11 protein-coding genes are annotated in these 14651 nt (G+C 63.6%); 6 read left to right on the forward strand and 5 right to left on the reverse strand.

Going from position 1 to position 14651, the window contains the following annotated elements; genetic code table 11:
- The first annotated feature begins 142 nt into the window (after positions 1–142).
- Both argF and BLT89_RS10220 read left to right on the forward strand, forming a co-directional pair.
- Complete coding sequence (gene argF, locus BLT89_RS10215; protein WP_090194719.1) at positions 143–1060, forward strand: ornithine carbamoyltransferase; 918 nt, start codon at positions 143–145, stop codon at positions 1058–1060.
- Positions 1057–2139, forward strand: coding sequence for an ABC transporter ATP-binding protein (locus tag BLT89_RS10220; RefSeq protein WP_090194721.1), 1083 nt, complete (start codon positions 1057–1059; stop codon positions 2137–2139). Before argF ends, BLT89_RS10220 begins: the two co-directional genes overlap by 4 nt.
- Here BLT89_RS10220 and BLT89_RS10225 read toward each other — a convergent pair.
- The 4 genes from BLT89_RS10225 to ybaK form a co-directional block, all read right to left on the reverse strand.
- The gene (locus BLT89_RS10225; RefSeq protein ID WP_090194722.1) at positions 2128–2928 is read right to left on the reverse strand and encodes a PhzF family phenazine biosynthesis protein; all 801 of its coding nucleotides are present in this window, start codon (positions 2926–2928) and stop codon (positions 2128–2130) included. The two genes, BLT89_RS10220 and BLT89_RS10225, sit on opposite strands and share 12 nt — an antisense overlap.
- A gap of 215 nt (positions 2929–3143) precedes the next feature.
- Entirely contained in the window at positions 3144–3515 is a 372-nt protein-coding gene (locus tag BLT89_RS10230; protein ID WP_090194723.1) for a YkgJ family cysteine cluster protein, read from the reverse strand.
- Between the two features lie 154 nt (positions 3516–3669).
- Entirely contained in the window at positions 3670–5157 is a 1488-nt protein-coding gene (gene glpK, locus BLT89_RS10235; protein ID WP_090194725.1) for a glycerol kinase GlpK, read from the reverse strand.
- Between the two features lie 90 nt (positions 5158–5247).
- A complete protein-coding gene (gene ybaK, locus BLT89_RS10240) occupies positions 5248–5718 on the reverse strand; it encodes a Cys-tRNA(Pro) deacylase (RefSeq protein WP_090194727.1) in 471 nt (156 codons plus the stop codon).
- 66 nt (positions 5719–5784) lie between these two features.
- Here ybaK and glpD point away from each other — a divergent pair, with 66 nt between their 5' ends.
- From glpD to BLT89_RS10260, 4 genes are all read left to right on the forward strand, one after another.
- Positions 5785–7293, forward strand: coding sequence for a glycerol-3-phosphate dehydrogenase (gene glpD, locus BLT89_RS10245; RefSeq protein WP_090194728.1), 1509 nt, complete (start codon positions 5785–5787; stop codon positions 7291–7293).
- A 141-nt stretch (positions 7294–7434) separates the two neighbouring features.
- Positions 7435–8811, forward strand: a complete 1377-nt coding sequence (locus BLT89_RS10250) for an L-serine ammonia-lyase (protein ID WP_090194730.1) — start codon at positions 7435–7437, stop codon at positions 8809–8811.
- A gap of 316 nt (positions 8812–9127) precedes the next feature.
- The gene (locus tag BLT89_RS10255; RefSeq protein ID WP_090194732.1) at positions 9128–10330 is read left to right on the forward strand and encodes an iron-containing alcohol dehydrogenase; all 1203 of its coding nucleotides are present in this window, start codon (positions 9128–9130) and stop codon (positions 10328–10330) included.
- 317 nt (positions 10331–10647) lie between these two features.
- On the forward strand, positions 10648–11373 hold the full coding sequence (locus tag BLT89_RS10260; protein ID WP_090194733.1) for a GNAT family N-acetyltransferase: 726 nt from the start codon (positions 10648–10650) through the stop codon (positions 11371–11373).
- A gap of 788 nt (positions 11374–12161) precedes the next feature.
- Here the strand turns inward: BLT89_RS10260 and metE are convergent.
- Positions 12162–14477, reverse strand: coding sequence for a 5-methyltetrahydropteroyltriglutamate--homocysteine S-methyltransferase (gene metE / locus BLT89_RS10265; protein WP_090194734.1), 2316 nt, complete (start codon positions 14475–14477; stop codon positions 12162–12164).
- Positions 14478–14651 lie beyond the last annotated feature (174 nt).

The raw sequence follows: 14651 nt of genomic DNA on the forward strand, positions 1-14651 counted from the left end.
GGGCAATTTGCGCCGATGCGAGCTTTCCTTATAAGATTCGCCCCCTTCCCTTTCTGTCGCAGCACGCGGCTTTTGCCGTGAGTACAGGCGTTTTCCAGGAAAACCCCACGCTCCGGCCTGATGGACTCGTTAAGGTCATAGCATGAGCACAAGGCACTTTCTCTCCCTGATGGACTGCAGCCCGGACGAGCTGGCCGGACTGATCACCCGCGCCATCGAACTGAAGGCGCTGCGCCGCGATGGCGTGCCCCATGATTCGCTGCGCAATCGTGTACTCGGCATGATTTTCGAAAAAGCCTCGACCCGCACCCGCCTGTCCTTCGAGGCCGGCATGATCCAGCTCGGCGGCCAGGCCATTTTTCTCTCGCCACGCGATACCCAGCTGGGTCGCGGCGAGCCGGTTGGCGACAGCGCCATCGTCATTTCGCGCATGCTCGATGCCGTGATGATCCGCACCTTTGCCCACAGCATGATCGAGGAATTTGCCGCCAACTCGCAGGTGCCGGTAATCAACGGCCTGTCCGATGACCTGCACCCCTGCCAGTTGCTGGCCGACATGCAGACCTTTACCGAGCATCGCGGCCCGATCAGGGGCAAGACCGTGGCCTGGATCGGCGACGGCAACAACATGTGCAACAGCTACCTGCTGGCATCGGTGCAGTTCGACTTCCAGCTGAATATTGCCTGCCCCGAAGGTTACGAGCCGCAGGCGCGCTTCCTCGCCCAGGCCGGTGACCGGGTCAAGCTGTTCCGCGACCCGCGTGAGGCGGTCAAGGGCGCCCATCTGGTCAGCACCGACGTATGGACCTCGATGGGCCAGGAAGAGGAAACCGCCCGGCGCCTGAAGCTGTTCCAGCCCTATCAGGTCAATCAGGCACTGCTGGATATGGCCGCCGAGGACGTGATCTTTCTGCATTGCCTGCCGGCCCATCGTGGCGAAGAAATCAGCCTCGACCTGCTCGAAGACCCGCGCTCCAAGGCCTGGGATCAGGCGGAAAACCGCCTGCATGCACAGAAAGCCCTGCTCGAATTCCTTATCCCCAGCGCCCGGGCGTCATGAGCCAGCCGCTGCTGCTCAACCTGCACGGCGTCAGCTGTGGCTTTGCGCAGCAGCCGGTGGTGCAGGATCTCAGCCTGCACCTGAACTCCGGCGACATCGCCTGCCTGCTCGGCCCTTCCGGCTGTGGCAAGACCACCAGCCTGCGCGCGATTGCCGGCTTCGAGCCGCTGCAGGCGGGCGAGATCAGCCTGAATGGCAAGGTCATCTCCCGACAGGGGTTCACCCTGCCGCCGGAGCAGCGGCGCATCGGCATGGTGTTTCAGGACTACGCGCTGTTTCCGCACCTGACCGTGGCGCAGAACGTGGCTTTCGGCATTCGCCAGCATCCGCGCCGCGAGCAGCTGACGGCCGAACTGCTGGAACTGGTCAAGCTGAGCGAACTGGGCAAACGCTACCCCCACGAACTCTCCGGCGGCCAGCAACAGCGGGTGGCCCTGGCCCGGGCGCTGGCTCCGGAACCGCTACTGCTGCTGCTCGACGAGCCGTTCTCCAATCTGGATGGCGAACTGCGCCGGCGCCTGAGCATGGAGGTCCGCGACATCCTCAAGGCGCGCGGCACCAGCGCCATTCTGGTTACCCATGACCAGGAAGAAGCCTTTGCCGTGAGTGACCACGTCGGCGTGTTCCAACAGGGCCGGCTGCAGCAATGGGATACCCCGTTCAACCTCTACCACGAGCCACTGACGCCGTTTGTCGCCAGTTTCATCGGCCAGGGTTACTTCATTCGCGGGCAGTTGCTCAGCCCGGACACGGTACAGACCGAACTGGGTATCCTCAGGGGCAATCGCGCCTACAGCTGGCCGATCGGCAGTGCGGTGGATGTGCTGCTGCGCCCGGACGATATCGTCCCCGATGCTGCCGGCACCCTGCAGGCACGCGTCAGCGGCAAGACTTTCCTCGGCGCCGCCACCCTGTACCGCCTGCAACTGGCGACCGGCAGCCAGCTTGAAGCCCTGTTTCCCAGCCATGCCGAACACCAGCCGGGCGAGATGGTCGGCATCCGCATCGACGCCGATCATCTGGTGCTGTTTCCTGCCACCGGCAGCCAGCCAACCCGCGAAGCCCTGCTACCGCTCTGAGCCGGCTGGTTCCAGCCACAGGCGACCGCTGGCCACCAGACGCGCCTGACCACCGATCATCACCCGTTCGCCTTCCAGCCGGCACTGCAACTCGCCGCCGCGGGCAGAACACTGGTAAGCGCTGAGCATGGATTTCTTCAGGCGCTGCGCCCAGTACGGAATCAGGCTGCAATGGGCCGAGCCGGTCACCGGATCCTCGTTTACGCCAATCGCCGGGGCAAAGAAGCGCGAAACAAAGTCGTGGGCCTCGCCACGGGCGGTGATGATCACCCCCGACCACGGCAGCCGGGCCAGGGCCGCGAAGTCCGGGTTGCAGGCGCGCACGCTCTGCTCGGAATCAAGCACCACCAGCAACTTGTCGGCCAGCATGGCACTGATCACGCTGACCCCCAGCGCCTGCTCCAGCTCCAGACTGACCGCCAGCGGTTGCACGCTCAATGCGGGAAAATCCAGCACCAGCAGCTCATCCTCACGACTGACGGCCAGCACCCCGGACTTGCAGATGAATTCGATACGCTGGCCCGGCTCGTCATACAGCTCAAACAGCACCTTGGCTGCCGCCAGCGTGGCATGCCCGCACAGTGCCACTTCAGCGCCCGGGGTAAACCAGCGAATATGCCAGCGACTGCCCTCGCGGACCATGAAGGCGGTTTCGGAAAGGTTGTGCTCGGCGGCGATGTGCTGCATCAACTCATCGGCCAGCCAGGCGTCGAGGCGATAGACCATTGCCGGATTGCCGGCAAACGGCTGGCTGGAGAAGGCATCGACCTGATGAAAATCGAGATTCACACGAACCTCCGCAGTTGTCTCTACACGGCAATGCGGAAAAGTGTAGTCGCTGCGGCAAGTGCAGGCTTGGAAATGCCGGCCGCTCAGGCCAGCGGCACTGCAGCTACCCCTTCCGGCCGGGAAAATATAGTTTTAATTCAATCGGTTCGGATGAAACGCTATAGCAAAGCCGGAAAAATCAGGACATACAACAGTCTCCACCGGCAGTCCCCGATTCAAGCCACCCGCTCCGGACTGACGCTGGGCACCTCCGGGGGCTGCAGCGGTGGCAGACCATGGGCTGCACGCGCCGCATCACACTCGGGGTTGTGCTGGCCATCGCTCCAGCTGGCCTGAAACTCGCGGCAGGTACTTGAGCGCTGCTCGTACAGGGTGCAGCGCACGGCACTGCCGACGTCACCCAGCAAACCCGTACAGCGGGCCGGTTTCTGGTTGGTACCGAGCATGGCTACCCGCTGGGGAGTAATCAGTTCAACCTGGTGATCCGGCACGCTGCCACCGGCAGACTGGCACTCTCCCCAGAAAAACGACACACGAAAGTGCGCGCAGCACGCACCACAATTGAGGCAAGGACTGGTATCGGACATCAAGCATATCTACGGGAACCGGCAGGCGGCACGGCGGCCATTCTAGGCTTCGCCGGGCCGTTGGGAAGCCCCCGGCGAAAAGATAAATCTGCCGCGGACCCGACACCCTCATGTCAGCGCTGTCGGACCCCGACAATACCGGCCTGCAGCCCGCTCAGGCCTCGCTGCGCACCCGGCTGACCGCATTCAGCCAGCCCTGGTAAAGCGCCTCGCGATGGGCTTCATCCATGCGCGGTTCGAAGCGCTGCTCGCGATGCCAGTGGCTGGCAATCTGCTCCAGGCTGGCAAACAGGCCCAGCTGCAGGCCGGCCAGATAGGCCACTCCCAGGGCCGTGGTCTCGGTGACCTGCGGACGCTCTACCGGCACGCCGAGGATGTCGGCAAGAAACTGCATGACCCAGTTGTTCACCACCATGCCGCCATCCACACGCAGTGCGCTGGGCGCGCTGGCGCCGTCCCGACGCATGGCCTCGAGCAGATCACGGGTCTGGTAGCAGACCGCCTGCAGCCCGGCGGTGACGATTTCCTTGATGCCGGTATCACGGGTCAGGCCGAAGATCGCGCCACGGGCTTTCGGGTCCCAGTAGGGTGCCCCCAGCCCGGTGAAAGCCGGCACCAGATAGACACCGCAGGCATTGCCGGTCTGCTCGGCCAGGGCTTCGCTGTCGCTGGCATGGTTGATCAGCTTGATGCCATCGCGCAGCCACTGCACCGCCGCTCCGGCAACAAAGATGCTGCCCTCCACCGCATAACTGACCTTGCCGTTCAGCCGGTAACCGACGGTGGTGAGCAGGCGGTTCTGCGAACTCACCGGCTGCGCGCCGGTGTTCTGGATCATGAAACAGCCAGTGCCATAGGTGCTCTTGACCATGCCACTGCTGAAACAGGCCTGGCCGACCAGCGCCGCCTGCTGGTCACCAGCCATGGCCAGCAGCGGAATCGCCGCGCCGAGCAACTGCGCATCGGTCACGCCAAATTCAGCGGCGCAATCGAGCACCTCCGGCAACAGGCTGCGCGGAATCTCGAACAGTTTGAGCAGCTCCTCGTCCCACTGCTGGCTGTGGATGTTGAACAGCAGCGTGCGCGAGGCATTGGTGGCGTCGGTCCTGTGCGAACGCCCGCCGGTCAGGCGCCAGAGCAGAAAGCTGTCCACCGTACCGAAGCGCAGCTCACCGCGTTCGGCGCGCTCGCGGGCGCCGGGCACCTGGTCGAGAATCCAGCGAATCTTGGTCGCGGAAAAATACGGATCGATCAGCAGCCCGGTACGTGCTGCCACGTCTGCTTCGTGCCCCGCCGCTTTCAGCTCGGCGCAGTAGTCGGCGGTACGCCGGTCCTGCCAGACAATCGCCCGATGGATCAGTTCGCCGCTCGCCGCATCCCACACCAGGGTGGTTTCGCGCTGGTTGGTGATACCGATGGCCGCCACTTCACTGGCCGGCAAGCCATGCTCTTGCAGCACCTGACGGCAGACCTGCAGGGTGCTCTGCCAGATTTCCTCGCCGTCGTGCTCGACCCAGCCGTCGTCGGGAAAGTACTGGCGGAACTCCTGCTGGGCAGTGGCCAGCGGCACACCCTGATCGCTGAAGATGATCGCCCGGCTGCTGGTGGTGCCCTGGTCGATGGCGAGAATGTGCTTGGACATGGGTTGTTCCTTGTTCTTGTAATGACCGGGTTATCCGGAATAACCGCAGGGTGGTAGGAAGAAGCGTCAGCGCCGCTGCGCAATACGCATCTAGGCACGCCCCAGATCGGCAAAACTGGCGCTGGTTTGCTCTGCCAGCGTAGCTGCCGCAAGCTCCACTTCCAGCCCGCGGCGGCCGGCACTGACGTAGATGCTCGGCTGCGCCCGGGCGCTGCTGTCGATGAAGGTGCGCAGACGCTTCTTCTGCCCCAGCGGGCTGATGCCGCCCAGCAGGTAGCCGGTGCTGCGCTGCGCCGCCTGCGGATCGGCCATCTCGGCCTTCTTCACCCCGGCTGCCTGGGCCAGTGCCTTCAGATCGAGACTGCCGGCCACCGGCACCACGGCCACCAGCAACTCGCCTTTTTCACTGGCGGCGAGCAGCGTCTTGAACACCTGTGCCGGGTTCAGCCCGAGCTTCTCGGCGGCTTCCAGACCATAGGAAGCGGCTTTCGGGTCGTGTGCGTAACTGTGTACGTGATATTCGGCACGGGCCTTTTTCAATAAATCGATTGCTGGCGTCATGATGGCAAGGCAAGAATCAGGCAGAGGGAAAGCTGCAATGTACCGGCAATCAACTTCAGGAACGATATGAACGCGCAGAAAATCGTCGATGCGCCACACAGCACCGTATACGACATCGCCGTGATCGGCGGCGGCATCAATGGCGCGGGGATTGCCGCGGATGCCGCCGGACGCGGTTTGTCGGTGTTTCTCTGCGAAATGCATGACCTGGCGGCACACACCTCCTCGGCCAGCAGCAAGCTGATACACGGCGGTCTGCGCTATCTGGAGCACTACGAGTTCCGCCTGGTGCGCGAGGCGCTGGCCGAACGCGAAGTGCTGCTGGCCAAGGCGCCGCATATCGTCCGCCCGTTGCAGTTCATCCTGCCGCACCGCCCGCACTTGCGCCCGGCATGGATGATCCGCGCCGGGCTGTTTCTTTACGACCATCTGGGCAAGCGTGAAAAGCTGCCGGCTTCGCGCAGCCTGGTGTTCGGCGCGGACAGCCCGCTCAAGGCGGAAATCACCCGCGGCTTCGAATATGCCGATTGCTGGGTTGACGATGCCCGGCTGGTCGTGCTCAACGCACTGGCCGCACACGAACTGGGCGCGCGCATTGCCACCCGCACACGCTGCCTGGGCGCGCAACGGCTGGACGGCCACTGGCAACTGCAACTGCAACATGCCGATGGCCGCAACGAGACGCTGCGGGCGCGGGCGCTGGTAAACGCCAGCGGGCCCTGGGTGGCCGGTTTCATCCAGCAAGGTCTGCAAGAGAAGCCACCCTACGGCGTGCGCCTGATCCAGGGCAGCCATCTGATCGTGCCACGCCTGCATGACGGCGAGCAGGCCTACATCCTGCAGAACGAGGACCGCCGCATCGTCTTCGTCATCCCCTATCTGGAACGTTTCAGCATGATCGGCACCACCGACCGCGAGTACCACGGCGACCCGGCCAGCGTCGCGATCACCGATGGTGAAATCGACTACCTGCTGAATGTGGTGAATGCGCATTTCCGCCGGCCCGTGCAGCGCAGCGATATCCTGCACAGCTTCTCCGGGGTGCGTCCGCTGTGCGATGACGAGTCGGATGACCCTTCGGCGGTGACCCGTGATTACACCCTGGCACTGAGCGGCAAATCTGATGAAGCACCGCTGCTGTCGGTGTTCGGCGGCAAACTGACCACCTACCGCAAACTTGCTGAAGCAGCCCTGGAGCAGTTGCAACCCTGGTTCCCCGACATGGCGGACTGCTGGACCGAACATGCCAGCCTGCCCGGCGGCGAAAAGATGGACAGCCCGGACCAGCTGGCGCGCCACCTGACCCGCCACAGTCCCTGGCTGCCAGCGCCACTGGCGCGGCGCTGGGCGCACAGCTACGGCAGCCGCAGCGGGCAGCTGATGGAGGGCGTGGCAAAGCTCGAGCAACTGGGTGAACACTTCGGCAGCGATCTCTACCAGCGCGAAGTGGATTACCTGTGCCGGGTGGAATGGGCACAAACCGCCGAGGACATTCTCTGGCGCCGCAGCAAGCTCGGCCTGTTCCTCGACACCGGCCAGCAGGCCCGCCTGCAGGACTATCTGGACACACGCTAGCAGGAGCCAGCTGGCTGGCGATCAAGTGCGCAAAGAGCATCGCCAGCAAGCTGGCTCCTAGACAAAATCGAGCAATTTCCGGGGGTCGAATCGATTGCGACTAAGCTAGGGGAAGACCCACTGGCGCAAACGGCGATCCCCATGGCACTCAGCGTATTCGACCTGTTCAAGATCGGCATCGGCCCCTCCAGCTCGCACACCGTGGGCCCGATGCTGGCGGCGGCGCGCTTCGTGCTGGGCTTGCAGCGCGACCAGTTGCTGGCTGCCACTGAAAGTGTCCGGGTAGAACTGCACGGTTCGCTGGGCGCCACCGGCAAGGGCCACGGCAGCGACAAGGCGGTGATCTTCGGCCTGCTTGGCGAATTGCCGGAGAGCATCGATACCACCAGCATCGACAGCCGCCTGGCGGCGATTCGCAGTGCTGGCGAGCTCGCACTGCTGGGTGAGAAAACCGTGCGCTTTGTCGAAAGCGAACATCTGGCGCTGATCCGCAAACCACTGGAATACCACCCCAACGGCATGATCTTCCGCGCTTTCGACAGCGCCGGTTTACAAGTGCGCAGCCGCGAATACTATTCCGTCGGTGGTGGCTTTGTGGTCGAGGAACAGGCCGCCGGCGCCGACCGTCTGGTCGAGGACCAGCGCCAGCTGACCTACCCCTTCACCACCTCGAAGCAACTGCTGGCCCATTGCAGCGAGCAAGGCTTGTCCATCAGCCAGCTGATGCTGGCCAACGAAACGGCCTGGCGCCCTGAAGCAGAAACCCGCAGCCGCCTGCTGGCGATCTGGCAGGTGATGCAGGATTGCGTCAGCGCCGGCTGCCGCCACGAAGGCATCATGCCCGGCGGGCTGAAGGTCAAACGCCGCGCCGCCGCCCTGCACCGGCAACTCTGCCAGCACCCGGAAGCCGCCATGCGCGATGCCTTGACAGTACTGGACTGGGTCAATCTGTATGCCCTGGCGGTGAACGAGGAAAACGCCTGCGGCGGCCGTGTGGTCACCGCCCCGACCAATGGCGCCGCCGGTATCGTGCCGGCGCTGCTGCACTACTACGTGCGCTTCATTCCCGGCGCCAACGAAGATGGTGTGGTGCGTTTTCTGCTCACCGCGGCCGCCATCGGCATCCTGTACAAGGAAAACGCCTCGATCTCCGGTGCCGAAGTCGGCTGTCAGGGCGAAGTCGGCGTGGCCTGCTCGATGGCTGCCGGCGCTTTGTGCGAAGTGCTCGGCGGCAGCGTGCAGCAGGTGGAAAACGCCGCCGAGATCGGCATGGAGCACAACCTCGGCCTGACCTGCGACCCCATCGGCGGCCTGGTGCAGGTGCCGTGTATCGAGCGCAATGCGATGGGCGCGGTGAAGGCAATCAACGCCGCGCGCATGGCCCTGCGTGGCGACGGCCAACACTTTGTCTCCCTCGACAAGGTGATCCGCACCATGCGCCAGACCGGCGCCGACATGAAGAGCAAATACAAGGAAACCGCCCGTGGCGGCCTGGCGGTCAACATCATCGAGTGCTGAGTGTCAGGGGGCAGACGCTGGAACGTCGAGGGCGGCATTCCCACGCTGGAGCGTGGGAACCATCACTGTGCTGAACGCCCTTTGCAGGCTTTTGCCGGAGCGGGCTTGCCCGCGATAGGCCATCAAGCACCGCATCGCGGGCAAGCCCGCTCCTACGCCGGGACATGACCGGCAAATCCGCCCCGATACGGGAAAACTGCCAAAACACGGACGTTTTGTATCCCGTTCGTCATCCGGCAACAACTCAAGGTATCCTTCAGAGCCCTTGCCCTGTCCAACAGGCCTCCCGATAACCAGTAGCAGAAGGCGTCGCTTGATGAACCTGATTAGCACTATCCGCACCCGTATCAATGGCAGGGTCCTGCCGATGATCAACATGCCCAAGCCGTTTTCCTTCGTCGGCGCCGGCTCGGCGTTGTCGCTGTGTCGCGAAATCGCCGGCACCGGGGTCAAGCGCGTCCTGCTGATCACCGATGGCCCGCTGTTCAAGATGGGTCTGGTTGATCCGATCGTCGCCAGCCTGAAAGACAGCGGTCTGACGGTCGAGGTCTACAGCGACGTGGTGCCCGATCCGGGCTTTGATGTGGTGATGGCCGGCGTCGACAAGCTCAAGGCCTTCAAGGCCGATGCAGTACTGGCAGTGGGTGGCGGCTCGTCGATCGACTGCGCCAAGGCCATCCTCATGTGCCATGCCAACAACGCCCATCCCTCGACGCTGACCGGCATCTGGCTGTATGCCCGGCCGCGCAAGAAGATCCTGCCGTTCTTTGCCATTCCGACCACCGCCGGTACCGGCTCGGAAGTGACCATCGCCGCCGTGGTATCCGACAAGGTCGCGCAGATGAAGTACGCCATGGTCGACCCGAAGATGGTGCCATCGATGGTCGCCCTTGATCCGGAATTGATGGTCGGCCTGCCGCCCTTCATCACCGCGCCGACCGGTATGGACGCCCTGACCCACGCGGTGGAAGCCTACATCTCGACCATGGCCACCGCGGAAACCGATGAACTGGCGCGCATGGCCACCGCCAGCGTGATGCGCAACCTGCTCGAAGCCTACAACAACGGCAGCAACATACAGGTTCGTGAAGCCATGGCCGTGGCCTCGAGCATGGCCGGCCTGGCTTTCACCCGTGCCGGTGTCGGTTACGTGCATGCCTTCGCCCACCAGATGGGTGGCCTGTACCACGTGCCGCATGGCCTGGCCAACGCCATCATCCTGCCGCTGGTGCTGGAATTCTCCAAGATCAAGTGCGCCCATCGTCTGGCCGATCTGGCTCGGGTCAGCGGCATTGGCAAAAGCGGTGCTTCGGACAGCCAGCTGGCCGATGCGTTTATCGCGAAGATTCGCGAGATGAACGCGGCGATGGACATTCCACAGACCATCAAGGAGCTCAAGCGCGAGGATTTCGCCAAGATCATCGACCGTGCCCTCGCCGAAGCCCACGGCACCTATGGCGTACCGCGCTACATGTCGCGTGAAGACTCCAGCGAGATGCTGACCAAGCTATTGGCCTGATCGCTCGACTTGGCTGTACTGTGGGAGCGGGCTTGCCCGCGATAGGCTGCCGCACCAGACATCGCGGGCAAGCCCGCTCCTACAAAGACACTACGCAGCCGGTATCCGTGAAGTTGATCGTTCCCATGCTCTGCGTGGGAACGCCGCGCCGAGCCAATCCGTGCCGACGGGACGCAGAGCGTCCCCCGAGTAGTTCCCACGCGGGAGCATCGGCAGCATCCGGTTCGCATCAACCAGACGGGCACTAACCCCTTGCCCATGGACGCGTTCCGAGCCAATACGCTAGCCTCAAAGCTCTTCCAGCGGAGCGAGCCGGCATGCGCGAGATACTCAACCATTCAGGGCAACCTGTCGGTTTTCCAGTTAATGACTGGCAACCCCCGAGTGCGCCAGCACGCAAGGTATTAACCGGCCACTATTGCCGGCTGGAACCGCTGGAGCCGCAGCGCCACGCGGCCGACCTGTTCGCCGCCAACGCACTGGATGAGCAGGGTCTGAACTGGACCTATCTGCCCTACGGCCCCTTTGCTTCACTCACGGCTTATCGCGACTGGCTGGAGGAAAAGGCGCGAACCAGCGACCCGCTATTTTTCGCCGTCATCGACACCGCCAGCAACCAGGCCGTCGGCCTCGCCGCCTACCTGCGCATTGACCCTGCCAATGGCTCGATCGAGGTCGGTCATCTGTGCTTTTCACCCTTGTTGCAACGCACCGCCGCTGCCACCGAGGCCATGTGGCTGATGATGAACGAAGCCTTTGCCCTGGGTTATCGCCGCTACGAATGGAAATGCAACGCGTTGAACCAGCCCTCGCGGGACGCGGCGCAACGCCTGGGCATGTCCTTTGAAGGAGTGTTCCGCCAGGCCGCCGTGGTCAAGGGGCAGAACCGCGATACCGCCTGGTACGCCGTGATTGACCAGGAATGGCCGGCACTCGATCAAGCCTTCCGCACCTGGCTCGCGCCAGACAACTTTGCCCCTGACGGGACGCAACGCCTGTCGCTTTCGACCCTCACCCGGCCGCTGCTTTACCGCTGCGGCTAGCCGCACAAACGCAACCCCTGTAGGAGCGGGCTTGCCCGCGATGCCTTGTGCGCAGCCCTGTCGCGGGCAAGCCCGCTCCTACAAAGGCACGACGCAGCCAGTGGCCGTGAGCGTGGGAACGCCGCGCCGAGCCAATCCGTGCCGACGGAACGCAGAGCGTCCCCCGAGTGGTTCCCACGCGGGAGCATGGGAACCATCAAACGGGAGCCATGAAAAACACAACCTGCAGGAGCGGGCTTGCCCGCGATGCCTTGTACGCAGCCCTGTCGCGGGCAAGCCCGCTCCTACAAAGGCACGACGCAGCCAGTGGCCGTGAGCGTGGGAACGCCGCGCCGAGCCAATCCGTGCCGACGGAACGCAGAGCGTCCCCCGAGTGGTTCCCACGCGAGAGCATGGGAACCATCAAACGGGAGCCATGAAAAACACAACCTGTAGGAGCGAGCTTGCCCGCGATGCCTTGTGCGCAGCCCTGTCGCGGGCAAGCCCGCTCCTACAAAGGCACGACGCAGCCAGTGGCCGTGAGCGTGGGAACGCCGCGCCGAGCCAATCCGTGCCGACGGAACGCAGAGCGTCCCCGGAACAGTTCCCACGCGGGAGCATGGGAACCATCAAACGGGAGCCATGAAAAACACAACCTGTAGGAGCGGGCTTGCCCGCGATGCCTTGTGCGCAGCCCTATCGCGGGCAAGCCCGCTCCTACAAAGGCACGACACAGCCAGTGGCCGTGAAGTTGATGGTTCCCACGCGGGAGCGTGGGAACCATCAGAGCAAAAGCAAAGCCCTCACACTCAGGCCAGTTCTGTCCGCAATTGCCGGGCGGCTGTCACCATCTGCACCAGCGCGGCTTCGGTCTCCGCCCAGCCACGGGTTTTCAGTCCGCAATCGGGGTTGACCCACAACCGCTCCGGGGCAATCCGCTGTGCCGCCTTGCGCAACAGCTTGAGCATTTCCTGGGCATCCGGCACCCGTGGTGAGTGGATGTCATACACGCCAGGACCGATGTCGTTGGGGTAGTCGAAGGCTTCGAAAGCATCCAGCAACTCCATGTCCGAACGCGAGGTTTCGATGGTGATGACGTCGGCGTCCATCGCCGCAATCGACTCGATCACATCGTTGAATTCGCTGTAGCACATATGGGTATGGATTTGCGTGGCATCCTGCACCCCCGAGGCACACAGGCGGAACGCTTCGCTGGCCCAGTCCAGGTACTCGCGCCACTGCGCACGGCGCAGCGGCAGGCCTTCGCGAAACGCCGCTTCGTCGATCTGGATGATGCGGATACCGGCCGCTTCCAGGTCATTCACCTCATCGCGGATAGCCAGTGCCAGCTGCCGCGCCTGCTGCTCGCGACTGATGTCGTCACGTGCAAACGACCACATCAGCATGGTCACCGGGCCGGTCAGCATGCCCTTCATCACCTTGCCGGTAAGACCCTGTGCATAGCCAATCCAGTCCACCGTCATCGGCTGCGGTCGGCTCAGATCACCATAGATCACCGCCGGTTTGACGCAGCGCGAGCCGTAGCTCTGCACCCAGCCAAAACGGGTGAACAGGTAGCCGTCGAGCTGCTCGGCAAAGTACTCGACCATGTCATTGCGTTCGGCCTCGCCATGCACCAGCACATCCAGCCCGAGCTTTTCCTGCAGCGCCACGGCATGACGAATTTCGCTGTGCATGGCCTCGGTGTATTCGGCGCTCGACAGCTTGCCCTGCTTGAATGCCTGACGTGCCAGACGAATGGCGGTGGTCTGCGGGAAGGAGCCGATGGTGGTGGTCGGGAAAGCCGGTAACTGCAAGCGGCTGCGCTGCTGCTCGATGCGCAGGGCGAAGGGCGACAGGCGCTGACTGTGCGCTGCGCTGATCGAGGCCACCCGCGCCTGCACTGCCGGTTTATGGATGCGCGCGGAACTCGCCCGGCTCGCCTGCACCGCCTGGCTTGCCGCCAACGCAGCCTGCACTTCAGCGTTCTGCGGGTCATTCAACGCCGCCGCCAGCACTGCCACCTCCGCGCACTTCTGCACGGCGAACGCCAGCCAGCTGCGCAACTCGGCATCCAGCTGATCCTCACGCGCCAGGTCTACCGGGCTGTGCAGCAGCGAACAGCTGGGGGCAATCCACAGCCGCTCGCCCAGCCGCTCATCGGCTTGCTGCAGCACCTCCAGCACCCTGACCAGATCCGTGCGCCAGATATTGCGGCCGTTGACCACACCGAGGGACAGCACCTTGTACGCCGGCAGCCGGTCGAGCACCGCCGGGAACTGTTGCGGCGCGCGCACCAGATCAATGTGCAGGCCGTCCACCGGCAGGTTGGCGGCCAGCCCGAGGCAGTCCTCCAGCCCGCCGAAGTAAGTCGCCAGCAGCTTTTTGCAGGGTGCCCGCTGCAGGATGTTGTAGGCGCGCTCAAAGGCATTTTTCCAGTCCTGCGGCAAATCCAGCGCCAGGATCGGCTCATCGATCTGCACCCACTCCACACCCTGCCCGGCCAGCCGCTGGAGAATCTGCTCATACAGCGGCAGCAGACGTTCGAGCAGTTCCAGCTTGTCGAACGCGGCGCCCTTGACCTTGCCCAGCCACAGATACGTCAGCGGGCCGATCAATACCGGCTTGAGACGATGGCCCAGCGCATGGCCCTCCTCCACCTCCTCGAACAGCTGCGTCCAGCTCAGCTGGAACTGCTGATCGGCAGTCAGTTCAGGCACCAGATAGTGGTAATTGCTGTCGAACCACTTGGTCAGCTCTTGTGCAACAGCAGGTTGCGCATGCGCACCGCAACAGCCGGAACTGCTGCTGTTTCCAACGGCTCCGCGCGCCATGGCGAATAGTGTATCCAGCGTCGGCGCACCGGCAGCCGGCCTGAAGCGATTGGGGATCACGCCGAACATCAGCGAGTGCGTGAGGACCTGGTCGTACCAGGCAAAGTCGCCGACCGGCAACAGATCGATACCGGCGTCTTTCTGCAACTGCCAGTGCTGCGCCCGCAAGTCGCGGCCGACGCTGCGCAAGCCAGCGACGTCGAGATCACCCTTCCAGTGGGCTTCAAGGGCTTTCTTCAGTTCGCGGTCGCCACCGATGCGCGGAAAACCGAGGTTGTGGGCCAATGCCATGTGTCCATCTCCTTGTCTGTGGATGGCTGGCATTGTCGACAGCCAGCACCACATGAGACAAACTCAACATATTCGTCTTCATGTACAGTTCTGCTCATGTTCATTCCGGCAAACGAATTGTAGGAGCGAGCTTGCTCGCGATGCTCTTAACCAGGCTGATCGCGAGCAAGCTCG

The sequence above is a fragment of the Pseudomonas pohangensis genome (assembly GCF_900105995.1).
GTDB classification, from domain to species: Bacteria; Pseudomonadota; Gammaproteobacteria; order Pseudomonadales; family Pseudomonadaceae; genus Aquipseudomonas; species Aquipseudomonas pohangensis.